Annotated in this window: 21 protein-coding genes and 1 pseudogene; 7 read left to right on the plus strand and 15 right to left on the minus strand. The window is 72.5% G+C overall.

The window, feature by feature from the left end:
* Window positions 1-66: 66 nt before the first annotated feature.
* Window positions 67-654, plus strand: coding sequence for a hypothetical protein (locus tag AB0C96_RS15800; protein WP_362917665.1), 588 nt, complete (start codon window positions 67-69; stop codon window positions 652-654).
* The gene (locus AB0C96_RS15805; protein WP_362917667.1) at window positions 651-1,094 is read left to right on the plus strand and encodes a DUF2752 domain-containing protein; all 444 of its coding nucleotides are present in this window, start codon (window positions 651-653) and stop codon (window positions 1,092-1,094) included. The genes AB0C96_RS15800 and AB0C96_RS15805 overlap by 4 nt, the downstream gene beginning before the upstream one ends.
* A 20-nt stretch (window positions 1,095-1,114) precedes the next feature.
* Here the strand turns inward: AB0C96_RS15805 and AB0C96_RS15810 are convergent, their stop codons facing one another.
* The 7 genes from AB0C96_RS15810 to bldG all read right to left on the minus strand — a co-directional run bounded on the left by AB0C96_RS15810 (window position 1,115) and on the right by bldG (window position 9,194).
* Window positions 1,115-1,519: a hypothetical protein gene (locus tag AB0C96_RS15810; RefSeq protein WP_362917669.1), complete on the minus strand. Its 405-nt coding sequence runs from the start codon at window positions 1,517-1,519 to the stop codon at window positions 1,115-1,117.
* A 309-nt stretch (window positions 1,520-1,828) separates the two neighbouring features.
* Window positions 1,829-2,026 carry a hypothetical protein gene (locus AB0C96_RS15815; protein ID WP_362917671.1) on the minus strand — a complete coding sequence of 66 codons (198 nt, stop codon included), beginning with the start codon at window positions 2,024-2,026 and terminating at the stop codon, window positions 1,829-1,831.
* A 136-nt stretch (window positions 2,027-2,162) separates the two neighbouring features.
* Window positions 2,163-3,713 (minus strand): methyltransferase, encoded by a 1,551-nt coding sequence (locus AB0C96_RS15820; protein ID WP_362917673.1) that lies wholly within the window; start codon window positions 3,711-3,713, stop codon window positions 2,163-2,165.
* A gap of 214 nt (window positions 3,714-3,927) precedes the next feature.
* Complete coding sequence (locus AB0C96_RS15825) at window positions 3,928-4,536, minus strand: small secreted protein (protein WP_362917675.1); 609 nt, start codon at window positions 4,534-4,536, stop codon at window positions 3,928-3,930.
* A 229-nt stretch (window positions 4,537-4,765) separates the two neighbouring features.
* Window positions 4,766-7,171 (minus strand): sodium-translocating pyrophosphatase, encoded by a 2,406-nt coding sequence (locus AB0C96_RS15830; protein WP_362917677.1) that lies wholly within the window; start codon window positions 7,169-7,171, stop codon window positions 4,766-4,768.
* A 1,128-nt stretch (window positions 7,172-8,299) separates the two neighbouring features.
* Window positions 8,300-8,743 carry an ATP-binding protein gene (locus AB0C96_RS15835; protein ID WP_362917679.1) on the minus strand — a complete coding sequence of 148 codons (444 nt, stop codon included), beginning with the start codon at window positions 8,741-8,743 and terminating at the stop codon, window positions 8,300-8,302.
* 109 nt (window positions 8,744-8,852) lie between these two features.
* On the minus strand, window positions 8,853-9,194 hold the full coding sequence (gene bldG / locus AB0C96_RS15840) for an anti-sigma factor antagonist BldG (protein ID WP_004571875.1): 342 nt from the start codon (window positions 9,192-9,194) through the stop codon (window positions 8,853-8,855).
* A 162-nt stretch (window positions 9,195-9,356) separates the two neighbouring features.
* Here bldG and AB0C96_RS15845 point away from each other — a divergent pair, with 162 nt between their 5' ends.
* The gene (locus tag AB0C96_RS15845; RefSeq protein WP_362917681.1) at window positions 9,357-11,750 is read left to right on the plus strand and encodes a DEAD/DEAH box helicase; all 2,394 of its coding nucleotides are present in this window, start codon (window positions 9,357-9,359) and stop codon (window positions 11,748-11,750) included.
* A 99-nt stretch (window positions 11,751-11,849) separates the two neighbouring features.
* Here the strand turns inward: AB0C96_RS15845 and AB0C96_RS15850 are convergent.
* From AB0C96_RS15850 to ssd, 7 genes and pseudogenes are all read right to left on the minus strand, one after another.
* Window positions 11,850-12,122 (minus strand): annotated as a pseudogene (locus tag AB0C96_RS15850) (Rv3654c family TadE-like protein); the annotation flags it as partial.
* The gene (locus AB0C96_RS15855; RefSeq protein WP_362917683.1) at window positions 12,097-12,471 is read right to left on the minus strand and encodes a TadE family type IV pilus minor pilin; all 375 of its coding nucleotides are present in this window, start codon (window positions 12,469-12,471) and stop codon (window positions 12,097-12,099) included. The pseudogene AB0C96_RS15850 and the gene AB0C96_RS15855, both read right to left, overlap by 26 nt.
* Window positions 12,472-12,538: 67 nt before the next feature.
* Window positions 12,539-12,739, minus strand: coding sequence for a DUF4244 domain-containing protein (locus AB0C96_RS15860; protein ID WP_362917685.1), 201 nt, complete (start codon window positions 12,737-12,739; stop codon window positions 12,539-12,541).
* An 87-nt stretch (window positions 12,740-12,826) separates the two neighbouring features.
* On the minus strand, window positions 12,827-13,705 hold the full coding sequence (locus tag AB0C96_RS15865) for a type II secretion system F family protein (protein WP_362917687.1): 879 nt from the start codon (window positions 13,703-13,705) through the stop codon (window positions 12,827-12,829).
* On the minus strand, window positions 13,702-14,637 hold the full coding sequence (locus tag AB0C96_RS15870) for a type II secretion system F family protein (protein WP_362917689.1): 936 nt from the start codon (window positions 14,635-14,637) through the stop codon (window positions 13,702-13,704). The genes AB0C96_RS15865 and AB0C96_RS15870 overlap by 4 nt, the downstream gene beginning before the upstream one ends.
* The gene (locus AB0C96_RS15875) at window positions 14,634-15,806 is read right to left on the minus strand and encodes a TadA family conjugal transfer-associated ATPase (protein ID WP_362917691.1); all 1,173 of its coding nucleotides are present in this window, start codon (window positions 15,804-15,806) and stop codon (window positions 14,634-14,636) included. Before AB0C96_RS15875 ends, AB0C96_RS15870 begins: the two co-directional genes overlap by 4 nt.
* Entirely contained in the window at window positions 15,803-17,077 is a 1,275-nt protein-coding gene (ssd, locus tag AB0C96_RS15880; protein ID WP_362917693.1) for a septum site-determining protein Ssd, read from the minus strand. The genes AB0C96_RS15875 and ssd overlap by 4 nt, the downstream gene beginning before the upstream one ends.
* Before the next feature lie 517 nt (window positions 17,078-17,594).
* On the opposite strand from ssd, the gene AB0C96_RS15885 reads away from it, so the two are divergent.
* The gene (locus tag AB0C96_RS15885) at window positions 17,595-18,497 is read left to right on the plus strand and encodes an HAD-IB family hydrolase (RefSeq protein WP_362917695.1); all 903 of its coding nucleotides are present in this window, start codon (window positions 17,595-17,597) and stop codon (window positions 18,495-18,497) included.
* A 376-nt stretch (window positions 18,498-18,873) separates the two neighbouring features.
* Here AB0C96_RS15885 and AB0C96_RS15890 read toward each other — a convergent pair whose 3' ends face one another.
* Entirely contained in the window at window positions 18,874-19,731 is an 858-nt protein-coding gene (locus AB0C96_RS15890; RefSeq protein WP_362917697.1) for an oxidoreductase, read from the minus strand.
* A 101-nt stretch (window positions 19,732-19,832) separates the two neighbouring features.
* Between AB0C96_RS15890 and AB0C96_RS15895 the strand changes: the two genes are divergently transcribed.
* The 3 genes from AB0C96_RS15895 to AB0C96_RS15905 form a co-directional block, all read left to right on the plus strand.
* On the plus strand, window positions 19,833-20,819 hold the full coding sequence (locus AB0C96_RS15895) for an ATP-binding protein (RefSeq protein ID WP_362917699.1): 987 nt from the start codon (window positions 19,833-19,835) through the stop codon (window positions 20,817-20,819).
* A 520-nt stretch (window positions 20,820-21,339) separates the two neighbouring features.
* The gene (locus AB0C96_RS15900; protein WP_362917718.1) at window positions 21,340-23,676 is read left to right on the plus strand and encodes a SulP family inorganic anion transporter; all 2,337 of its coding nucleotides are present in this window, start codon (window positions 21,340-21,342) and stop codon (window positions 23,674-23,676) included.
* Between the two features lie 148 nt (window positions 23,677-23,824).
* On the plus strand, window positions 23,825-24,786 hold a 962-nt coding region (locus AB0C96_RS15905; RefSeq protein WP_362917701.1), incomplete at its 3' end, for an AMP-binding protein.

The following is a 24,786-nucleotide window of genomic DNA, read 5'->3' on the forward strand; positions in this document are numbered from 1 at the left end:
ACGGCGCGGCTCACCGCTTGAGCCGAGTACCGCCGCCGTCACGCACACTCGGGGGGAATCTCACCCATGGCGAACCAGTACCCCGGACCGCCACCGGAGCAGCCGCCCGGCCAGCCCGGCCAGAACCCGTATGCCACGCCGCCGGGCGGTCAGCCGGCCGACGCCGGTTACGGCTACCCGCAGGGCGGCCGCCCCGGGGACCCCGGCTACGGCTATCCGCAGGCCGGCTCGCAGCCGCCGCCCGGTTTCCCGCCGCCGACCGCGCCGCCGCCCCCGGCGCCCGGCAGTTTCCCGGCGGGTCCCCAGATGAGCGGGATGGCGCTGTCGCTCGGCGACATCGCGGTGAGCGGCGACACGATCATGACGCCGGCCGGTCCGATGCCGCTCAAGGGCGCCATCTGGACGGCGACGGACATGTCGCGGACGGAGGAGAAGATACCGGCGCACGCCGTCGTGCTCGCCATCGTCTTCTTCCTCTTCTGTCTGCTCGGGCTGCTCTTCCTGCTGATGAAGGAGCGGGTGACGACCGGGTTCGTCCAGGTCACGGTGAACAGCGGGGGCCGGCACCACTCCACGATGATCCCGGTGCAGTCGCGCGAGCAGGTGATGTTCGTGCTCAACCAGGTCAACTACGCCAGGTCGCTGAGCGTGTGAGCACCTCGGATCCCGCTGGGCCGCCGGGGCCGCCCGGGCCGCCCACCGGGGCGGCCATCCGGAAGCGCACCGTCCGCCGGGCCTCGCTCGCGCTCGGCGTCGGTGCGGCCGCCGCGGTCTATCTGTGGCACACCAACCCGCACCAGCCGGGGCAGTTGTTGCTGCCCTGCCCGTTCAAGTGGGCCACCGGGCTGCTGTGCCCGGTGTGCGGCGGGACGCGGATGGCGTACGACCTGATGCACGGTGACGTCGTGGCGGCCTTCCACGACAACGCCGTGCTGCTCGCCCTCGGTGTGCCGGCCGTGGCGTACTTCGCCGGGCGCTGGCTGGTCGCCGGGCTGCGCGGCCACGGGTACCGGCCGGGGCTGACGGCCCGCGGCAATGCCGTGGTGTTCGGCATCGCCGCGGTGTGGATGGTCGCCCGCAACCTCGTGGGGTGACGCCCCGGTTCAGGCGCCGGTCAGCGGACGGTGACCTTGACCACCGGCGAGACCGTCTGGCCCGCGGCTATCCGGAGCTGGTTGGCGCCCTTGAGGCCGAGCTTGACCCGGACCGAGTAGGCACCGCTCTTGTTGACCGGCGACTGCGCGGGCAGCGACACCCACTTCACGCCCTGCTTCTGCTGGACGGTGACCTTGCTGCCGGCCTTGATGCCCTTGGCGACGCCGGAGATCCGGAACTCCTGCCAGGCCTTGACCGTGGTCGTGCTGGCCTTGGCCGTCAGCGAGGCGGCAGCCGGGGCGGTCGCCACGACCGGGCTGGGCGAGTGGAGGTGCTGCGGGGCGGCGAAGGCGGCGGCCGAGCCACCGGCGAGCAGGGAGACGGCGACGGCGCCGACGGTGACGTAGCGAAGTGCACGGTTCATGAGAGTTCCTCACTGACGGTGTGTGGGGCCGTTGACGACCTTCACCGAGAAACATGGCCGGAGGCCAGACCGCGTTCCGCGTAACGCCACATATCGGCCATCTGTCGACCAGCTGTTACAGAGCTGTCCGGAAGTGAACGTAGTGACATAGCAATGCAGCGACGCAACCATGCAACGACGTCATGGCAGCTCGGCGCCGTGCCAGCTCGGCGCCGTGGCATCGCGGGTGGAGGGGCCGCGCGTACGAGACGTCATGGCGTTGCGGCGGCTCCGAGGAGCGGTGCGGGAGTAGCGGTGCGGGAGTAGCGGTCAGAGCGCTGCCAGCAGCCAGCACCCCGTGGCCAGGAAGACCACCCCGGCCAGCAGCGCCGTCACCGCGGCGACCGGTCGACTGACGCCGTCGGCTACCGGGGCGCCGGCTCGTACGCGGACGCCCGTCCACAGCAGCAGTCCGGCGCCGAACAGCGCGAACGCCGCACCGGCGAACGCCTCGGGTCCTCTCTCCATGCGGGCAGCGTGGCACCCCAGGACGGCATCCGGGCGAACGCCACGTGAACGGCGTCGGCCCGTCCCGTGCGGACCGCCTCCGCCCCTCTGCCTGCCCCTCCCGCCCCTGGTCACCCTCCGTCCCCGCCAGTCCTCGTCAGTCCCCGGCCGCCACCGGCTCCAGGAAGCCCTGCTCGACCAGCATCCGGATCGATTCCGGCGTACGGTCCCGCAGCAGGACCGGGTCCTCGCCGACGAGTTGGGCGATGGCATCCAGGATCCGGCCGGCCGGCAGCGAGCCGTCGCACACCCCGGCGAAGCCCGCACCGACGGTGTCCACCTTCGTCGCCCGCCGCATTCCGCGGTTCTGACGCAGCACCACATGCTCGGGGTCCTCCGCCCCGGGCAGCCCGACCTGCTCCTGCACCACCTCGTCGGTGAGCCGGAAGCGCCCGGCCAGCAGCGCGGCGTCATCCGTGGAGCGCAGGTAGTCCTGGCGCGCGAAGTGCCCCACCACCGCATCCCCCAGCGGCTGTTCGACCGGGTGCGGCCACTCCTCGACCGTGATGGCCGGGGTGTCCGACCCGGACTTGCGCAGCGTGATCCAGCCGAAGCCGACGGCCTTGGTCTTCCGCGCCTCGAATTCGTCGAGCCAGGCGTCGTACTGCGCGGCGTACGCCTCGTCACCGGCGCGGTGGGCACCGGCGTCCCGCAGCCACAGCTCGGCGTACTGGGTGACGTCCTGCACCTCGCGCTGCACGATCCAGGCGTCGCAGCCCCGCGGCACCCAGGAGCGCAGCCGGTCGTGCCACTCCTCCCCCGCCACGTGCTGCCAGTTGGCCAGCAGTTGGCAGTATCCGCCGTCGTTGAGGTGCGCGGCGGACTGCTGCACCAGCGTCCGGCACAGGTCGTCGCCCGCCATGCCGCCGTCCCGGTAGGTGAGCCGGGCCCCGTCGGGCCGCCGGGGCGAGATCACGAACGGCGGGTTGGACACGATCAGGTCGTACTTCTCGCCCGCGACCGGCGCGAAGAGCGAGCCCTCGCGGAGGTCCGCCGCGCCCGCCCCGGAGAGCGCGAGCGTCAGCGCGGCGATCCTCAGCGCCCGGGGGTTGAGGTCGGTGCCGGTGACCCGGGTCGCGTGCTGGGCGGCGTGCAGCGCCTGGATGCCGGAGCCGGTGCCGAGGTCGAGGGCCTTGGCGACCGGCCGGCGGACCGTGATCCCGGCGAGCGTCGTGGACGCGCCGCCGACGCCGAGCACCAGCTGTGCGCGGTCGGCCTCCCCGGCGCCCCGGATGCCGCCGGCACCGCCGACCGCACAGCCGAGGTCGGAGACGATCCACCAGTCCTGCCCCTCGGGCCCGCCGTACGGCCGTACGTCCACGCTGGCGCGGACCTCGTCGCCGTCCTGCACCAGCCAGCCGTCGGCGAGGCAGTCCGCGACCGGCAGGGCCGCGCGGGCCCGCCGCAGCTCCACCGGACGCTGGAGCAGGAACAGCCGCACCAGGGTCTCCAACGGGCTGTCCCCGCGGGTCGCCCGCAGCGCGGGGACGGTCTCGCTGCGGGCCAGCGCCGCGTAGGCCGGCGCGCCGAGCAGGTCCAGCAGTCCGTCGGCGGTGAAGGCGGCGGCCAGCAGCGCCTCGCGCAGCCGGGCGGTGCGGGCGTGGCTCTCGGGGTCCTGGGCATCTGCGGTGGGGAGGTGCGTACTCACATGCCCCATTGTCGGCCCTGCCACTGACAATCGGCGACGGCCCGGCGCCGCACCCGTCTCGGGCGCGTCGCCGGGCCGTCAGAGGGCCGATGCCGTACCGGGTGCCGCGAAGGCCTTCCCGCCAGGTGCTCGTCGCCATGGCGTCCCCGCCACGGCTTCCGCCCTCCTGCCTCCGCCCTCCTGCCTCCGGCCTCCTGCCGCTCTGTTCTCTCCGTTACGCCTTCTTGGACGGCGTGGCGGCCGGCTTCTTGGACGGCGTGGGGGCCGGCGAACCGGACGCGGCCTGGTTCTGACAGCCCTTCTGCTTGGCCATCGCCGCACCGACGTCACCGGCCTCCAGGTTCTTGAAGGCCGCCTCGCTCTGCTTGTTGAGCTTGTTGATGCCGTTGGACAGGTCCCGCAGGCCGTCCGCGAACTTGAGCTTGTCCGAGGTGTCGAGGTTGTTGACCTGCTTCTGGAGGTCCGCGTAGCCCTTGGAGAGCGAGTTGAGCTCCTTGACGGCGTTCTGCTGGGCCTGCTTGCCCTCGTCGGTGGGCGGCGGCCCGGCCTGGTCGAGAGCCTTGGCCAGCGCGGCGTAGGCGTTGGAGATCTTCTGGAAGGCCGCCGAATCCGTCTGCTGGACCTTCTTGGAGTCCGTGTTGCCGCTGTCCGCGGTCTGCATGGCGGCGTTGGCGTCCTGGATCTTCTTGAACTGCGCCTGCGCAGGGTCGCAGAACGTCTTCGCCCAGTCGTTGAGCTTCTTGCTGTTGTCCTCGCTGCAACCGGTCAGCGCGAGCACCAGTGCGGCACCGCCGGACAGTGCAGCCACAAGCTTCTTGTTCACCGGATTGGTCCCTTCCATGGTTCTCGGCCCCGGAACATACACGTCCAAAGGGCCTGGCCCATGGGTCGGGCATGGCCTCCGCCCCTCATTGCAGCCATTTGCACCAAGCGCGGGCCGGAGAGCGCACTGCCGCCCCGACACACATCAGGCGGGTGGACGGCGTCCCTGAAAAACGCCGTCCACCCGCCCAGTTGAGCGGTCCGCGAGCCCTTCCGGCCGTCCGGTCCGACTAGGACGCCACCGCCGTCTCGGCCGACTTGGCGACGCCCTCGGTGTCTTCCGAGTTGTCTTCGTCACCCACGGCGATTCCGCGCCGCTTGGAGGCGTACACCGCGCCGACGATGACGACGAGTGCCAGCGCGGCGGCCGCGATCCGGATGCCGATGTTCTTGTCGTCGCCGTAGGAGAACTTGACCACGGCGGGCGCGATCAGAAGGGCCACCAGGTTCATGACCTTCAGCAGCGGGTTGATCGCGGGGCCGGCGGTGTCCTTGAACGGGTCGCCGACGGTGTCACCGATGACGGTCGCGGCGTGCGCCTCGCTGCCCTTGCCGCCGTGGTGACCGTCCTCGACCAGCTTCTTGGCGTTGTCCCACGCGCCACCGGAGTTGGCGAGGAAGACGGCCATCAGTGTGCCGGTGCCGATCGCGCCGGCCAGGAACGAGCCGAGCGCGCCGACGCCGAGCAGGAAGCCGACCGCGATGGGGGTGAGCACCGCCAGCAGCCCTGGCGTGGCCAGTTCACGCAGCGCGTCCTTGGTGCAGATGTCGACGACCCGCCCGTACTCCGGCTTCTCGGAGTAGTCCATGATCCCGGGCTTCTCCCGGAACTGCCGTCGCACCTCGAAGACCACCGCGCCCGCCGACCGCGACACCGCGTTGATCGCCAGCCCGGAGAACAGGAAGACGACCGAGGCGCCGAGGACCAGCCCGACCAGGTTGTTGGGCTGCGAGATGTCCAGGCTGAGGCCCATGCCACTGGCGGCGCTGCCGACCTTGTGCACGGCTGTGGCGATCGCGTCCCGGTACGAGCCGAAGAGCGCGGACGCGGCCAGTACGGCGGTGGCGATGGCGATGCCCTTGGTGATGGCCTTGGTGGTGTTGCCGACGGCGTCCAGGTCGGTCAGGACCTGCGCGCCGTCACCGGTGACGTCGCCGGACATCTCGGCGATGCCCTGCGCGTTGTCGGAGACCGGGCCGAAGGTGTCCATCGCTACGATCACGCCGACGGTGGTCAGCAGCCCGGTGCCGGCGAGCGCCACCGCGAACAGCGCCAGCATGATGGAGGCACCGCCCAGCAGGAACGCCCCGTAGACGGCCAGGCCGATCAGAACCGCCGAGTAGACGGCCGACTCCAGGCCGAGCGAGATGCCGGAGAGGACGACGGTGGCCGGGCCGGTCAGCGAGGTCTTGCCGATGTCCCGCACGGGCCGCCGGTTGGTCTCGGTGAAGTAGCCGGTCAGCTGCTGGATCAGCGCGGCGAGCACGATGCCGATGGCCACCGCCACCAGCGCCAGCATCCGCGGGTCGCCGCTGTGGCCCAGGACGGCGGTGTCGGTGACGCCGGTCAGGTCGCGGTAGCTGGACGGCAGGTAGGTGAACACCGCGGCGGCCACCAGGACCAGCGAGATGCCCGCGGAGATGAAGAAACCGCGGTTGATGGCCGTCATGCCGCTGCGGTCGCTGCGCCGGGGCGCCACGACGAAGATGCCGATCATCGCGGTGAGCACACCGATGGCCGGAACCAGCAGCGGGAAGGCGAGGCCGGCGTTGCCGAACGCCGCGGTGCCCAGGATGAGGGCCGCGACCAGGGTCACCGCGTACGACTCGAAGAGGTCGGCCGCCATACCGGCGCAGTCGCCGACGTTGTCGCCGACGTTGTCCGCGATGGTCGCCGCGTTGCGCGGGTCGTCCTCGGGGATGCCCTGCTCGACCTTGCCGACGAGGTCGGCGCCGACGTCCGCGGCCTTGGTGAAGATGCCGCCGCCGACCCTCATGAACATCGCGATCAGCGCGGCGCCGAGGCCGAATCCCTCCAGCACCTTGGGTGCGTCGACCGCGTACACCAGCACCACGCAGGACGCGCCGAGCAGGCCGAGACCCACGGTGAACATGCCGACCACGCCGCCGGTACGGAATGCGATCTTCATCGCCTTGTGGGAGACCGCCGTAAGATCCTTTTGCCGGCTCTCTCCCTCGGCCGGGGTGGCCTCTCGGGCGGCCGCCGCGACACGCACATTGCTGCGCACCGCGAGCCACATGCCGATATAGCCGGTGGCCGCCGAGAATCCGGCGCCGATCAAGAAGAAGGCGCTGCGTCCGGCACGCTGCGTCCAATTGTCCGCGGGCAGCAGCATGAGCAGGAAGAACACCACGACGGCGAATACGCCGAGGGTCCGCAGCTGCCGGGCCAGGTAGGCATTTGCGCCCTCCTGCACGGCCGCCGCGATCTTCTTCATACTGTCGGTTCCCTCACCGGCCGCGAGCACTTGGCGGACCAGCACCGCCGCGACAGCCAGCGCCGCCAGGGCCACCACGGCGATCACCAGCACGATGCTGCGGTTGCCCGCCGTCAGCGTGGGCCCGGCCAGAAAAGAGGGGGTGTCAAGCAACTGAGGGGTGTAAGGCCCCGCCATTCGTCCTCCTTGACGTTTGGCACATGGGCGCGCGGAAGCACGCTCAGGCGTCCTGAGCAAGATGTGGACGGGATTGTAGGGAGCCGCCGTTGATCAAAACAGGGCGCGTCAAAGGGAATTCGCCGATAGCGGCGAAGATCAAAAGGCTGACGCCGCACGGAATTCGCCCGGACGAAGGAAAGTGCAGAATTCGCTGACCGCGCCCCGATGATCTACCTGTCGTACTGATCGTCAATTACCTGCCCATTGATCGCCGCTGCTCAACGGCGCGCCCCCGGGGCACGCACCCGTTGTGGCGCGGGTGACGCCGGAGGGAATTGAGCTGCCCACCTACGACCGAACGGGTGGTCCGCCCCACTCCGACCGCTCTCCCACCCGCCATGATGTGCCGTCAGATCGAGTCCGGATCGCAATGCTCGGGCCCCGAATCGGACCCCACACACCGGCGCGCATGGCACGCATCCCACGGGGCACGCAACGCACGCACGGGACACGCGCCCATGGCCTGCGAACGGGTGGTGGTGCCCGCAGTCAGCGGCCACGAACGCGTAGGGCTTGTGCTCGCACTTGCACTTGCACTCGCACTTGTACCCGTACCCGTACTCGGACTCCTGGGTCCGCGAGCGGGTGGGCACGGCCGTGTGGGGGTACGAAGGCGTGGGCGCGGCTGCGTGGGGCATGAGGGCATGAGCGCCCGGGCGCGGCTGTGGGGGCACGAGCGCGTAGCGCGCCGCTCTCGTCTCCCCTGGGGCTCTGGAGCCTGCTGGCTCGCCTGGAGCCACCGCTTCGTCACCAGATCACCAGCGCGCCGCCACAAGCCCAGCGAAGGCGCTCCACGGGCCATTCGCGTGGCCCAGGTGGTCGGGCCCGCGTTGCCTGGCGATCGGGCTCGCTCGGCGCGCCTGTGTGGAGGGCCATACGCCGGATCATCCGGACTACTCGGGAATAGCCACTGGGCCGGCCACGTTGTGGCCCCGCAGGGGGGCTTGGTGTCCCCTACGGGATCTGTTCGCCCACCCCCTAGGGAGGGCTGCCATCCCCTGGCGCAGCGCAACACAGCCGCCGACCAGGGAAGAAACGCAGCCGTACAGGGCCGACCCCAGCCGACCAGGGCGGGACCCCGACTGTCTAGGGCAGGACCGCGGCCGTCGTCGTCGGCCAGCTCATACGGATCATTCCGCCCGCCTCGCCGGAGGTCACCTCGACGTCGTCGACCAGGCCGCTGATGACCGCGAGGCCCATCTCGTCCTCGCCCTCGGCATCGCCCTCCGCGACGCCCTCGGCCTCGCCGGCGCCACGCGCGCCGGGCGTACCGGAGCTGCCGGTCACCCCGTCTCCCACCTCGATCGAGAACTTCTTCTCGTCCTCGATCAGCAGGACCCGCACCGGGTCCGAGATGTCATGGCTCTCGTGCAGCCCTACGGCCCGGCTACAGGCCTCACCGACGGCGAGCCGTACCTCGTCCAGCACGGCCTCGTCCACCCCTGCGCGCCGTGCCACGGCGGCCGCCACCAGGCGCGCGGTGCGGACGTGCTCGGGAAGGGCGCTGAAGCGAAGTTCGACGGTGGCCATGCCATCCCCCTCGATATGCGGGCGTGCGACGCAGGGGGCCGGACGTCGGTCCGGGACCCCCCACTACTTCCTCCCCCGCGCCGGCCGGCGCGGGGGACCGGTAAAGCCGTCAGTCAGTGGCTGCGACGGCTTCGTCGACCGAGGTGTGAATCGGGAACACCTTGGTCAGACCGGTGATACGGAAGATCTTGAGAATGCGCTCCTGGTTGCAGACCAGGCGCAGCGAGCCCTCGTGGGCACGCACCCGCTTGAGCCCGCCGACCAGCACGCCGAGCCCAGTGGAGTCCAGGAAGTCGACACGTTCCATGTCCACCACGAGGTGGTAGCTTCCGTCGTTCACAAGCTCGACCAGCTGCTCCCGCAGCTTGGGCGCGGTGTATACATCAATCTCGCCACCGACCTCGACGACCGTACGGTCGCCAACGGTCCGGGTCGACAGGGACAGGTCCACGGATCCTCCAGCACCTTGCTATCGAGCGGTCGCCCCCCTGGGGCCTCCCCACCGAAGGTAGGGGCGGATCTGGCAGCCGCGATGGCATTCAATCACTTACCAGCAGGCGTGCACGACGCCCTTTAAGCATTGTCCGTCACTCCGGTGACACACTCGGTGCCGATGGCCTCCAATCGACTCCCGCCGGATGCGGGCGCGCGTCCTACCCCAGGCATGATTCTCGAACGTCTCGCCCGGGGCGCGACCCGCGCTGCGCGCATCACTCATACGGAGCACTTGCCCCCGCGCATCGGCAGCCATGCCGCCTGGCCGGAACGGATCCGGCCGGAAGTGATCGACGCCATCCGTTCGGCCGGAATCGATCGTCCCTGGGCCCACCAGGCACGGACGTCCGAACACGCGCTGCGCGGCGAGTCGGTCGTCGTCGCCACCGGCACCGCCTCGGGCAAGTCCCTGGCGTACCTCGCGCCGGTCCTCTCCACGCTCCTGGACGGCTCCGAGGCGCCCAACGGCAGGGGGGCCACGGCCCTGTACCTGGCCCCCACGAAGGCTCTGGCGGCCGACCAGCGGCGCGCCGTACGCGAGCTGGCCGCCCCGCTGGGCACGGCCGTCCGGCCCGCGGTCTACGACGGTGACACGCCCGTCGAGGAGCGCGAGTGGGTCCGCCAGTACGCCAACTACGTGCTGACCAACCCGGACATGCTGCACCGCGGCATCCTGCCGTCGCACCCCCGCTGGTCCTCCTTCCTGCGGGCGTTGCGCTACGTCGTGATCGACGAATGCCACACCTACCGCGGGGTCTTCGGCTCCCACGTCGCCCAGGTCGTCCGCCGGTTGCGCCGGATCTGCGCGCGGTACGGCTCCGAGCCGGTGTTTCTGCTGGCCTCCGCCACGGCCGCCGAGCCGGCCCGAGCCGCAACCCGGCTGATCGGCCTGCCCGTGACGGAGATCACGGAGGACACCTCGCCGCGCGGCGAGTTGGTCTTCGCGCTGTGGGAGCCGCCGCTCACCGAACTCCACGGCGAGCAGGGCGCCCCGGTCCGCCGTACCGCCACCGCCGAGAGCGCCGATCTGCTCACCGACCTCGCCGTCCAGGGCGTCCGCACCGTCACCTTCGTCCGTTCCCGGCGCGGCGCCGAGCTGATCGCCCTGATCGCGCAGGAGCGGCTGGCGGAAGTCGACCGTTCGCTCCCCGGCCGGATCGCCGCGTACCGGGGCGGTTACCTCCCGGAGGAACGCCGCGCCCTGGAACGCGCCCTGCACAACGGTGATCTCCTCGGCCTGGCCGCCACCACGGCGCTGGAACTGGGCGTGGACGTCTCCGGTCTCGACGCCGTGGTCATCGCGGGCTATCCAGGGACCCGCGCGTCGCTGTGGCAGCAGGCCGGCCGTGCGGGCCGCTCCGGGCAGGGTGCGCTCGCTGTGCTCGTGGCCCGCGACGACCCGCTGGACACCTATCTCGTCCACCACCCCGAGGCGCTCTTCGACCAGCCCGTCGAGTCGACGGTCCTCGACCCCGACAACCCCTACGTGCTCGCTCCGCACCTGTGCGCGGCCGCCTCCGAACTCCCGCTCACCGATGTCGACTTCCCTCTCTTCGGGCCGGCGAGCGCCGGTCTGATGCCGCAGCTGGAGGCCGCCGGCCTGCTGCGCCGGCGAGCCACCGCCTGGCACTGGACGCGGCGCGAACGGGCCGCCGACCTCACCGACATCCGCGGCCAGGGCGGCTCCCCCGTGCAGGTCGTGGAGGCCGGCACCGGGCGGCTGCTGGGCACGGTGGACGCCGCCGCCGCGCACACCACCGTTCACGACGGTGCGGTCCACCTCCACCAGGGCCGTACCTACGTCGTCCAGCGCCTCGATCTGGAGGACGACGTCGCGCTCGTCGAAGAGGCCAGCCCGCCGTACTCCACGACCGCTCGTGACACCACGGCCATTGCCATCCTGGAGACCGACACCGAGATCCCCTGGGGCGACGCCAGGCTCTGTTTCGGCTCCGTCGAGGTCACCAATCAGGTGGTCTCCTTCCTGCGTCGCAAGCTCATCACCGGCGAAGTCCTGGGCGAGACCAAGCTCGATCTGCCGCCCCGTACGCTGCGCACCCGCGCGGTGTGGTGGACGGTCACCGAGGACCAGCTCGACGCCGCCCGGGTCAATCCCCAGCAGCTGGGCGGCGCCCTGCACGCCGCGGAGCACGCCTCCATCGGCATGCTGCCGCTCTTCGCCACCTGCGACCGCTGGGACATCGGGGGTGTCTCCGTCCCGCTCCATCCGGACACGCTGCTGCCGACCGTGTTCGTCTACGACGGGCACCCGGGCGGCGCGGGCTTCGCCGAGCGCGCCTTCCACACGGCCGCCGACTGGCTCACCGCCACCCGCGACGCCATCGCCTCCTGTGAGTGCGAGGCCGGCTGTCCCTCCTGCATCCAGTCCCCCAAGTGCGGCAACGGCAACGATCCGCTGCACAAGCGGGGCGCCATACGGTTGCTGGCGGAGCTCCTCCGAGGGGCTCCCGGGGAAGCCGGGACCCCGGAGGAAGCGCCGCAGGGCGGGTAGTGGGCTTGGTGGCCCGGTGCCCGGCCGTACGGTGCCGGGTGGCCCCGCCCGCGCCCTGACCCGTGAGACGAAGGGGCGCCCACCCGCCTCGACCGACACATCGGCGACCGCCCCGGTCACTGCGCACCGCACCAGGCGCGTGTGCTGGGCCGCAGCGACCCGGCGGGCCATCGCGCACGCGTGGTCCCGGCCCTGCACGGCGTGGTCCGCCGCGGCCAGCGCGGCGAGGTCGGCGGCACCGCCTGCCCGGTGGCGCGCGGTGACGGCCTGCCCCACGGCGGCCAGGGCCAGGAAGACCGTGCACAGCGCCGCGGCGGCGAAGACCGTGCAGAGCGTCGCCGTGCCGTCATCCCTGCACCGTTTCCTCCGCAAGAGCCACCGCCTCCCCTCCGATGCGCAGCGTGAGCCCTCCCACGCCGGGCAGCTCGGCCTGGACCCGTACCCGCACCAGCTCGCCCTCCCGGGTCAGCGCGACCCGTGCGCCCCGTGGAGCCGCGCCGCGCGCCGCCGCGATCACCGCCGTCCCGGGTTCCGAACGTGCCGCCGCCCGCGCCCCGGCCCGCGCCGCGTCCACGCACTGGATGCGGGCGCAGGCGGCGATCAGCCCCCAGACGAGGGCTGCCACGACCGCCAGCAGGACGGGGATGGCCATGGCCGCCTCCGCCGTCACGAATCCGGCGTCGCGCGCGGTTCGTGGGGCGCCGCGGGCCCGTGCGCCCATGGGCCCGTCCCTGTCCCCGTCCCTGCCCCTGCCCCTGCCCCTGCCCCTGTCGCTTCTGCACCTGCCGTCAGAACGGGGCATGGAGCCCCCTCTCAAGCAGCGACTGGAGCATCGCCTTGACCGCCGGGCTCGTCACGACCTTGTAGAGCACCACCGCCAGGGCGCACGCGGCGAGCGTTCCCATGGCGTACTCGGCCGTGGCCATTCCCCGGTCGTCGGCCGACGCACGGCGCAGCCTCGTCCAGCAGCGTCGCCACCGTGTGTACATTCCGTCCTCCCGTTCCACCGGCCCCTTCGCCGGCCTTGAACTCGCGTCATCCGCGGATCAGTTACTTCTCGGTCAGTTGCTTCTCGGTCAGTTGCGCCCCAGCAGGGCGCCTGCCAGGCCGATCAGGACCGGCGCCACCCCGAGCACCAGGAACGCCGGCAGAAAGCAGGTCGCGAGCGGCAAGGTGACCAACACCCCGGCTCGCCGGGCCCGTGCGGTCACTGCTCTGGCCTGCTCCGCGCGCAGCTCGGCGGCGATCCGGGACACCGGCTCGACGGCCGGCACCCCGGCCGTCCCGGCGCGCTCCAGGCAGCGGGCCAGCCCCTCGGCTCCGGGGAGGGCGGCCAGCCGGGGCCATACGACGGCCGGGTCGCCGCCCAGCCGCAGCTCGGCCGCCACCTGGCGCAGCCGTTCGGCGACCGGGCCGTCGAGTGTGCGGCCCACCGCCTCGGCCGCCTCCCGTGGGCCGGCCCCCGCGGCAAGGCACGCCGCCAGCAGATCGCCGGCCGGCGCCAGGTCCCTGCGTATCCGCTCGGCCGCCAACCGCGCTGCCTCCGCGCCCCGTTGGCGCCCCAGCCAGTGGTATGCGGCGCAGCCCGCGGCGAGTCCTGCGATGGCACCGGGCACCCCACCGACGAGGATGGTCACGCAACAGGCCGCCCCCAGGGGCCGGGTCCACGCCCGTGGTCCGCGGCCGTCCTTGCCGTCGGTGACCCGTTGCCCGGCGGTGGCTCCTTGTGTGCCGTTCGTCGACTCGGTCCGTAGTCCGCGCCCTCGGATACCTCTGGGTCTGAACCGGGTGGCGCCTCGCCCTTCGTGCGGGTCCGCTCCGGCTCCGCACACCGCCGGCAGCCGCCGCCGTACGGCCCGCTCGCGGTGCGCCTCCCGTACCAGCGCCAGGGCGCACACCACTGCCAGCAAGGCCGCGATCGTCATCCCCAGCCTGTGGACAACGTCCGCGCTCATGACGCTCCCCCGTCCTCGGCGCGCTCCGCGGCGGCGACGATCCGGGCCGTCCAGGCCACCCCGGCCCACTCCAGGAGCCCGCCGGCCACCAGGCAGGCCCAGCCGGCCGGAGTGTGCAGCAGTACCCGCAGCGGGTCGGCACCCAGTGCACCGCCCATCAGGAGTCCGCCCACCGGGAGCAGTGCGAGCATCAGCGCGGTGGCCCGGGGGCCCGCCAACTGGGCCCGCAGGTCGTCGCGTTGGTCCCGTCCGGCGCGGAGCCCGGCCGCGATCCGCTCCAGTCCGGCGGCGAGTCCGGCGCCGCCCTCCACCGCCACCTGCCAACACGCCGCCACACCGGTCAGGCCCTCGGCCCCGGGGAGCCGCGCTGCGGCACGCAGCGCCTGGGGTACGTCCCCGCCGTAGCGCGCGGCCGCCAGCAGTGCCGGGCTCGCCGTTCCGAGGCCCGGTGCCCCCGTGGCGAGCAGGGCCTGGTCCGGCTGTCGCCCGGCCCGCAGCTCGCCCGCGACCGCCGCGCAGAGCCCGATCACCTCCGCGATCCGCCGCTCCCGGGTCCGCTCCGCCGTCCGGGCGGCCCGCCACCGCCGGGCGAGGTACCCGGCCACCGGTGCGGCGAGCACCGGCAGCACGGACCCGCTCAGCCACCCCAGCGCCAGCCCCACCGGCAGGCACCAGACCTCCCTTCCGACGTGCCCCGGCCGGCCGGGGCACGGCCGCCGTACCGCTCCCTCCTCGGCCGCCGGCCGCGTGCACCGCGTCCGCGCGCCCTCGCCCGGCAGCCACGCCCGCCACCCCGCCGGTGGGCCCGCCCCGGGGTCCCCGAGGAGCGCGGCGGCCCGCCGCCGTACGTCGCCCCGACCGCCGGCCGCCAGCCGGACCGCGGCCCCCGCGGAGAGCGCCGCGGCCGACAGCGCCGCCTCGGCGCCGCTCACCGGAGCCCACCCCCGCCCCGCTCGCACAGTCGCATCAACCGCCCCCAGCCGCGGGCCTCTTGGAAGCCGGACGGGCTCCAGATCGCGGCGGGTACGGTCACCACGAAGCCGTCCCGGTCCCGCTCCAGGACGTGGAGTTCGGCGATCCGGCGGCGGCCGGCCCGGTCGCGTACGACGTGCAGCACCACCGAGAGCGCGGCCGCCAGCTGACTGTGCAGCGCGGCACGGTCCAGGCCCGCCGCCGACCCGAGCGCCTCCAGGCGGGCGGGGACATCGCAGGCGGCGTTGGCGTGGACCGTGCCGCAGCCGCCCTCATGGCCCGTATTGAGCGCGGCCAGCAGGTCCGTGACCTCGGGGCCGCGCACCTCGCCGACCACCAGCCGGTCGGGGCGCATCCGCAGCGCCTGCCGTACGAGGTCCCGTAGCGTCACCCGGCCGATGCCCTCCTGGTTGGCGGGGCGGGTCTCCAGCCGCACCACATGGGGGTGGTCCGGCCGCAGCTCCGACGAGTCCTCGGCCAGCACGATCCGCTCGGTCGGGTCGACCAGGCCGAGCAGGGTGCCGAGGAGGGTGGTCTTGCCGGCGCCCGTACCCCCGCTGATCAGGAACGACAGTCGGGCCGCCAGCACGGCCCTGAGCAGCCGGTCGCCGCCCGGTGGGACCGTCCCCGCCACCACCAGCTCGGCAAGGCCGAAGGCGCGCGGCCGCAGCACCCGTAAGGACAGGCAGGTGCCGGCTACCGCCACCGGGGGCAGTACGGCGTGCAGCCGGGTGCCGTCCGGGAGTCGGGCGTCCACCCAGGGCCGGGCGTCGTCCAGCCGCCGGCCGGCCACCGCCGCGAGCCGCTGGGCGAGTCTGCGCACCTCGGCCGCATCCCGGAAGCGGACGTCCGTACGCTCCGGCCCTGCGCCGCGGTCGACCCACACCTCGTCCGGGGCGGTGACGAGCACATCCGTCACCTCGGGGGCGGCCAGCAGCGGCTCCAGCGGCCCGCTGCCCACCATCTCCGACCGCAACGCGGCCACCACGCCCAGCACTTCGGCGTCCCCCAGGAGCCGGCCCTCCTCGCGCAGCGCCACCGCCACCCGCGCCGGCGTCGGATCCGCCCCCGCCTCGGCCAGTCGCCGGCGCACCGCGTCCAGCAGGTCCTGCCCCGGCCCCGGCGTCATGGCCGACCCCCGTCCCGGTCCGCCGCCCGGGCGCCGGCAGCCGCACCGGACGCCGTATCGGGTCCGGCCGTTTCCGACCGCCCCGGGCGGGCAGCCCGCGGCCCCGGCTCGGCAGCCCGTCGCGCATCGGACTCCGGGGCGGGAACGGGCCGCTCCCCTGCCGCTCTGCCCTCGTTCGCCCCGACGCGTTCCCAGAACCCGGCGCAGAACCGCGCCAGCGGCCCCCGCACCTGCGCTCCCGGCGGAACACCGCGCGCCAGGTCCACCAACAGGCCGGTCTCCCAGGGCAGTTCGCCGGCCAGGGGAAGGTCCATGAGGCGAGCGACATCGGCGGGTGGCAGGCCGTGGCCATGCCGTTCGGGACTGGCGCGGGCCACGACGCGGAGATCGGTGAGCTGCTGTCGTACGCCGACGGCCACCCGTTGGGCCGCGGCGACCGCGCGCAGTTCCGTGGGGACGAGCAGGAGGCCCATGTCCACCTGGGCCAGCGCCTCCGCCGTCGCCTCGTCGACCCGGCGGGGCAGGTCCACCACCACGACGCCGCCGCGCCGGCGGGCCGCCGCCATGACCGCGCGCATGGCGGGCGGCGGGATGGCGACGTCGGGGCCCCGGTCCCAGCTGAGCACCCGTAGGGCGTGCAGCCGGGGCAGGGCTTCCTCCAGGGCCGCGCCGGCCACCCGGCCGCGCGATTCGGTGAAGGCCGGCCAGCGGAGCCCCTTCTCCTTTTCGCCGCCCAGCAGGACGTCCAGGCCGCCGCCCAGGGGATCCGCGTCGACGAGCAGGGTGCGCCGGCCCGTGCGGGCGGCGGTGACGGCCAGCGCGCCGGCCAGGGTGCTCGCTCCCGCGCCGCCGCGGCCACCGATGACGCCGACTGTCAGGGCCGGCGGTCCGATGCCCTCGGCCGCGTCGGCGATCCGGTCGACCAGCCAGCGCTCGCCGTCGGGGAGGGCGAGGACCCGCTCGGCCCCGATGGCGACGGCCTGGCGCCAGGGCTCCCGGTCGCCGGTGTCCGGCCCGATGAGGATGACGCCCGGCCGGCGCAGGACGCCGTGCAGGCGGTGCGCGCAGTCGTCGCCGACGATCACGAGGGGTGCCGATTCCCAGGCGCCCTGGCGGGCCGGCAGGCCGTGTGCCACTTGGGGCAGGGCATTGGCCGCGGCACACAGCCGCAGCAGGTCGTCGAGCAGGCGCTCGTCCTCGGTGATGATCAGTGGCCCGCGGCGCTCCTCGCCGCTGTCGGCCGGTCGTTCCGATGCTGTGGTCCCAGGCACGTTCCGTCCCCCTGTCGCTACGCAACTCACACATCCGCGAACTCGCGGACTTTCACGATGCAGCGATCGGGAAAACCGAGTGGATCTTGCTTCGAATCTGTGGACAACTCCGCGCCTGTGAATATCCCCATCACCTATTCCAGCGACGGGCGGCCACTTCTGGGGCTGAAGAGGGTGCTCGTGCGGGGCTCGTGAAGGGCTCGTACACCGGGCTTCGGGGCGACTGGGGCAGGGGTTCCCCAGAGCAGCATGTTGACTACGATGCGTAACGGGGGTGTGGCGCCGCGCGCGGAGGGGCTGCAGCGTCGCACAGAGGGATGGATCGGTGTCCGACGGCAGGAAAGGGGCCCGGACATGCGACGACCCCCGCCGGGGGGGAGAGCGGGGGTCGTCCCCACGGCCGACTCGGGGGGGGGGAGGAGCCGGACCGGGTTAGCACGGTCGCGAACGATCCGTGACTTCCATGGTGTACCCGAGAGCCTTCTCAGGCAAACCCACGCGCCACACCTTACGCCGAATGGTGGGCGCCTATGCTCGCACCGTGGAAAACCACTCCGTGCCTCACTCGACTCCCCGTACCGCTGCGTTCTTCGACTTGGACAAGACTGTCATTGCAAAGTCGAGCACGCTGACCTTCAGCAAGTCGTTCTACCAAGGCGGCCTGATCAATCGGCGGGCCGTACTGCGCACTGCGTATGCACAGTTCGTGTTCCTTGCGGGCGGCGCCGACCACGATCAGATGGAGCGGATGCGTGAATATCTGTCCTCACTGTGCCGCGGCTGGGACGTGGCCCAGGTGCGGGAGATCGTCGCCGAGACTCTGCACGATCTGATCGACCCGATCATTTACGACGAAGCGGCCTCGCTCATCGAGGAACATCACGCCGCCGGGCGGGATGTCGTCATCGTCTCCACTTCCGGCGCCGAGGTCGTCGAGCCGATCGGTGAACTCCTGGGCGCCGACCGTGTGGTGGCCACCCGTATGGTCGTCGGAGCGGACGGCCGCTTCACCGGAGAGGTGGAGTATTACGCGTACGGCCCGACCAAGGCGGAGGCCGTACGGGAGCTCGCCGCGTCCGAGGGCTACGACCTTGAACGTTGTTACGCGTATAGCGATTCGGCGACCGACGTCCCGATGCTTTCGGCGGTCGGATACCCCTGTGCGGTCAATCCGGACCGGGCGCTGCGCCGCGAGGCGATCGCGCGGGGTTGGCCGATTCTCTCCTTCAACCGGCCGGTCCCGCTCAAGCAGCGGCTGCCCGCACTGCCCTCGCGGCCGGCACTGGCCGCCATGGTGGCGGTGGGCGCGGCGATGGCCACCGCGACGCTGGTCTGGTACGCGAGCCGCCGGAAAACCACGAAGTTGCGCCTCGGTCGTATTGGCCGTCAGACCGATACCGTCCGTAATGCCCGCGTTTGAAGCCAAACGTAAAGATCTGCGGCCTGGGGTTCCCCTTCCCCGGCACGAGTAGTACAAAGGACTTAACGGCCCGCGAGACCAAGGACATCCGAGAGGAACACCTTTAACGCAGCAAGTGGCCCACGGACCGATGCATGAATGTCAGGCACCCACGCGACGCCGACCCGTCGATTACGGGCCAGCCGCACCAGGTAACCGGACGAAGATTCCGACCTGATGGGCAAATTTCGTGCACGCCTGGTAACCCGGCAGACATGCCAGCGGCGGTACCACCGATTGGTACCGCCGCAACCCTGTTCAGGGGCGAATGAAGCAATGCTTCCGGAATTTCCGAGCAGCGCCCCGAAGGTTCACCGGGCCTTCGCTTATGCGTCCCTTATGCCGCACCGCGCTGCAGCGCCTCGCAGACCGCGGTGCTCTCGCGTACGCCGAGTTCCACCGCGCGCCCGCAGTGCGCGATCCACGCCGCGACGCCCTCCGGGGTGCCCGAGACGTAGCCCTCCAGGGCTGCGAGGTAGGCCGCGCGCCCCAGCTCGGCGTGTCCGACCTCGGCCGGGCAGATCGACTTCGGGTCCAGTCCGCTGCCGACCAGCACGATCCGCTCCGCCGCCCGGGCGACCAGCCCGTTGTGCGACGCGAACGGTCGCAGCGCGAGGAGTTCGCCGTGCACCACCGCCGCGACCACCGGGGCCGGCGCCTCGGTGCCGGCGAGCAGCAGCCGCGACAGGCCGTCCAGCCGGCCGGCGACCTCGTCGGCGTCCGGCAGCGCCAGCTCGACGAGCGGTTCGTCCACCGGCTCACCGGGCAGTCGGGGGCGCCCCACGGTGTCGTCCGCCGCCGCTCCGCCGGCCGCCACGAGGTGGAGCCGCGCCAGCACCCGCAGCGGCGACTGCCGCCATACGCTCAGCAGCTGCCCGGCCTCGGCGGTCAGCCGCAGCGCCGCGCCGACCGTCCGGGGCTCCCCCTCGACGCCGAAGTCGGTGCGGCGCCTGACCTCTTCGAGTGCCCAATCGGCCCCGGACAGCGCCGCGGAACCGCGTGCTCCGCGCAGCGCCGCCTCCGAGCTGACCTCGTTGCTGCGGCGCCGCATGATCCGGTGGCCGTAGACCCGGTCGACGCCCTTGCGCACGGCGTCCACAGAGTCGGCGACTCCCGGGAGCGAGGCCAGGGTCGCAAGCGGATCGACGCTCGCATTCGAGGGTGCGGGGGACGTCCCCCGGGAGATTCCAGCCATGGGTATGACCCTACGCACCACCGGGCCGGACCCCTCGAAGGAGTGGTCTTCTTCACGTAAACCTCTCACGGAGAGGAATATCAAGATTACCCTTGGTGAACATGAAGATCGCTTTCGTAGGCAAGGGCGGTAGCGGCAAGACCACCCTGTCCTCCCTGTTCATCCGGCATCTCGCCGCGGCCCGGGTCCCCGTCGTCGCGGTGGACGCCGACATCAACCAGCACCTGGGGGCCGCCCTCGGCCTCGACGAGGCGGAGGCCGCCGCACTGCCCGCGATGGGCGCCCATCTGCCGCTGATCAAGGACTACTTGCGCGGCAGCAACCCGCGGATCCCGTCCACCGCCTCCATGATCAAGACGACCCCGCCCGGCGAGGGATCACGGCTGCTGCGGGTCGACGAGGACAACCCCGTCTACGACGCCTGCGCGCGGACGGTGCGGCTCGACGGCGCCGACGTGCGGCTGATGGCGACCGGCCCGTTCACCGAGGCCGATCTGGGCGTGGCCTGCTACCACTCCAAGGTCGGCGCGGTCGAACTGTGCCTGAACCACCTCGTCGACGGCCGCGAGGAGTACGTCGTGGTCGACATGACGGCCGGCTCCGACTCCTTCGCCTCCGGGATGTTCACCCGCTTCGACATGACCTTCCTGGTCGCCGAGCCGACCCGTAAGGGCGTCGCCGTCTACCGCCAGTACAAGGAGTACGCACGGGACTTCGGCGTGGCGCTGAGGGTCGTGGGCAACAAGGTGCAGGGCCCGGACGACGTGGCGTTCCTGCGCGAGGAGGTGGGCGACGACCTGCTGGTGACGGTCGGGCACTCCGAGTGGGTGCGCGCCATGGAGAAGGGCCGCCCGACCCGCTTCGCCTACCTGGAGCAGGCCAACCGTCGCGCCCTGGAGGCGCTGCACGACACGGCGGACGCGACCTACGGGCGCCGCGACTGGGAGCGCTACACGCGCCAGATGGTGCACTTCCACCTCAAGAACGCGGAGAGCTGGGGCAACGCGAAGACCGGCGTCGACCTCGCCGCCCAGGTGGACCCCGCTTTCGTGCTCTTCGAGGGGGCGGCCGCTCCACAGCCCGCGTGACCTGCCGCGCCGCGCGGCCCGGGGTGGCGGGCGCGGCGGCAGCACCCGCGCCCACGCCCCGCCCCCGGGCCACGCGGTCCCCGTCGAGCCGCCTCCGCCGCCACCCTTTCCACCCTTACCGGCTCCCGGACTTTCCGGCCCTACCGGCCTTTCCGGCCTTCCGCCCCACCGGCGCCGCGCGCTTCTCCGTGGCCGCCGGAAAAGGGCCGCGCCGCTCCCTGGGGAGCGGCCTTTCGCCACTCCTCTTCACGGCCGGGGGCGAGGTTTTCATGGGCCGAGCGAAGTAATTCAAAGACAAACCAATAATCATGACATTCACCCAATAGATGGACAGATTGGGGCGAATAGCCTCAAAGACTTCTCCGTACCTTTACCTGCCATTACGATCCATTTACCGATGCTTGAGGGTCACCGGATCGTCACCCACCGCGATGCCACCGGTCGGCCCGCCTCCCGCCGCAGCACACCGCCGCCCCACGATCGCGCCCCGCGCGACCGCGTCGCCCCGGAGGAGACGGGAATGTCGCAGATCGAGAAGCCCCTGCCGCAGCCGCCGCGCACCACGCACCGCGCCGAGGTCCCTCCGGAGCCACGTACGCCCCCCGAGGGGCCTCGCGCACAGAAAGCCGGCTGGGCCTCGTGGCGCCGGGACCTGTCGGCCTCGATCGTCGTCTTCCTGCTCGCCGTCCCGCTGTCGCTGGGCATCGCCCTGGCCACCGGCGCCCCGCTCCAGGCCGGCCTGGTCTCCGCGGCCGTCGGCGGCGTCGTCGCAGGGCTGCTCGGCGGCACCCCGCTCCAGGTGAGCGGTGCGGCCACCGGCCTCCTGGTGGTCACCGCCGGCCTCGTCCAGCACTACGGCTGGCGCGCCACCTGCGCCATCACGGTCCTGGCCGGCCTCGCCCAACTCGCCCTGGGCGCCCTGCGGGTGGCCCGCGCGACGCTGGCCATCAGCCCGGCGATCGTGCACGGCATGTTGGCCGGCATCGGCGCCACCATCGCCATCGGACAGCTCCACGTGGTGCTCGGCGGCAGCCCGGACAGCTCGGCCCTCGACAACGCCGCGGCGCTCCCGGGCCAGCTGGCGCACCTGCACACCACCGCCCTGCTGATCGGCGCCGTCACCGTCGCCGTGCTGGCCGGCTGGGGCCGGCTGCCGGGCCGCGTCGGCCGCTGGCTGCGGGTGCTGCCGGCCCCGTTGGCCGCGGTGCTCGCCGCGACGGCCGCGAGCGCGGGATCCTCGGTGCCGCGCGTCGAGCTGCCGTCCTGGACGAGGCCGGAGCTGCCGGCGCTGCCGGACGCGTCCGTTCCGGCTCTCGCGGCCGCGGTCCTCACCGTCACCCTGGTCGCCAGCATGGAGTCGCTGCTGTCGGCAGTGGCCGTGGACCGGCTGGCGGCCGAGCGGCCGGGCGCCCCTACGGGCCGCGCCCGGCTCAACCGCGAACTGGCCGGCCAGGGGGTGGCCAACGCCGTCTCCGGGCTCCTGGGCGGACTGCCGGTCTCCGGGGGTGCGATCCGCGGCTCGGCCAACGTGCGGGCCGGCGCGGCCACCCGCCGGGCCACCGTGCTGCACGGTGTGTGGGTGCTGCTGTGCGCGGGCCTGCTGGCCGCGGTGCTGGAGCTGATCCCGCTGGCCGCGCTCGCCGCGCTGGTGATGGTCGTCGGCGTGCGGATGGTGAGCTTCGCGCACATCCGGCATGTGCAGCGGCACCGCGAATTCCCGGTGTACGCCGCCACCTTGGGCGGGGTCGTCCTCCTCGGCGTCCTCCAGGGCGTGCTGACGGGCATCGCGGTCGCGGCCTTCCTGGCGCTGCGCCGGCTGACCCACACCCGGGTCACGGTCACACAGGAGGGTGAGGGCTACCGGGTGCGCGTCAGTGGGCAGTTGACGTTCCTGGCGGTGCCGCGGCTGACCCGGGCGCTGGCGCTGGTTCCGGCGCACACCGAGGTCGTCGTCGAACTGTGCGGCTCCTTCATGGACCACGCCGCCTACGAGGCGTTGCAGTCCTGGACCGCCGCCCATCGGGCGCACGGCGGCTGGGTGACCCTCGGCGGCCGCGCCGGCCGGCCGCTCGCCGAGCCGACCGGCGCGCACTCCTGCCGGCCGTGGACGCCGTGGCGCAATCACCACTGCACCCGGCCCGCCCCGGAGCTCACCGCCTCCCCGGAGAGCAGCGGCGGCCAACTGCTGGGCGGCGTCAGCGCGTTCCAGCGGCATACCGCTCCGCTCGTACGGGAGGAGCTGGCCCGGCTGGCGCGCGAGGGCCAGCGGCCCACCCAGCTCTTTCTGACCTGCGCCGACTCCCGGCTGGTCACGAGCATGATCACCTCCAGCGGCCCGGGCGACCTGTTCACCGTGCGCAACGTCGGCAACCTGATGCCCCCGCCCGGCACGGACGCCTCCTGCGACTCGGTGGGCGCGGCGGTCGAGTACGCGGTGGACGTGCTGCGGGTCGGCTCGATCACGGTGTGCGGGCATTCGGGGTGCGGCGCCATGGGGGCGCTGCTGGACTCCGCCGCCCCCGGGGAGGAGGCCGAGCCGACCCCGCTCGCACGCTGGCTGCGTCACGGGCGGCCGAGCCTGGCGCGGATGCAGCGCATCGGACGGCTGGGGCGGGGCGAAGTCGCGCTGAGCGGGCGGCCGGTGACCGACGATCAAGAACGGTTGGCGCTCGTCAACGTCCGGCAGCAGCTCGACCACCTCCGGGCGCACGGGTGCGTGGCCCGCCGCGTGGCCGAGGGCACACTCGCCTTGCACGGCATGTATTTTCACGTCGGCGAGGCCCAGGCGTACGTGCTCGACGAAGCCACCGGACGGTTCTGCGCGGTCCACGGCGAGGCGGCGCCGGTGACGGTCTGACCTGCACGGCGACCTCCCAACGGCCCCCGAACGGACCATCGGGCCATAGGTCTACACCAATTTTTTTCCACAGCCCTTGTCAGGGTCGCCCGCGGGCTGATGAGCTATGGCCTGGGACACATCGGACGCCCTGGGATTGGGAGATGTCGTGAGCAACGAAAGCCTGGCCAACCTGCTCAAGGAGGAGCGGCGGTTCGCCCCGCCCTCCGATCTGGCCGCGCATGCCAACGTCACGGCTGCCGCGTACGAACAGGCCGCGGCGGACCGGCTGGGCTTCTGGGCGGAGCAGGCCCGACGCCTGTCCTGGGAGACCGCACCGACCCAGACCCTCGACTGGTCCGACGCGCCCTTCGCCAAGTGGTTCGCCGACGGCAGGCTCAACGTCGCGTACAACTGCGTCGACCGGCACGTGGAGAACGGTCTGGGCGACCGGGTCGCGATCCACTTCGAGGGCGAGCCCGGCGACAGCCGCGCGATCACCTACGCCGAGCTCCAGCGCGAGGTCTCCAAGGCCGCCAACGCGCTGGTCGAGCTGGGAGTACAGGCCGGCGACCGGGTCGCCATCTACATGCCGATGATCCCCGAGACGGTCATCGCGATGCTGGCCTGCGCGCGCCTGGGCGCCCCGCACTCGGTGGTCTTCGGCGGCTTCTCCGCGGACGCGCTGGCGACCCGCATCAACGACGCCGACGCCCGCGTGGTGATCACCGCCGACGGCGGCTACCGCCGAGGCAAGCCCTCCGCCCTCAAGCCCGCCGTCGACGAGGCGCTGACCAGGCCGGGGACGGAGGAGGTCCGCAGCGTGCTCGTCGTGCGCCGCACCGGCCAGGAGGACATCGCCTGGCACGAGGGCCGGGACGTGTGGTGGCACGATCTCGTCGAGCGGCAGAGCGAGACGCACGCGCCGGAGGCCTTCGACGCCGAGCACCCGCTGTTCATCCTCTACACCTCCGGCACGACGGGTAAGCCCAAGGGCATCCTGCACACCACCGGCGGCTACCTCACCCAGGTGTCGTACACCCACCACGCGGTCTTCGACCTCAAGCCGGAGACCGACGTCTACTGGTGCACCGCCGACGTCGGATGGGTGACCGGCCACTCGTACATCAC

The organism is Streptomyces sp. NPDC048506 (genome assembly GCF_040651315.1).
Lineage (GTDB): Bacteria > Actinomycetota > Actinomycetes > Streptomycetales > Streptomycetaceae > Streptomyces.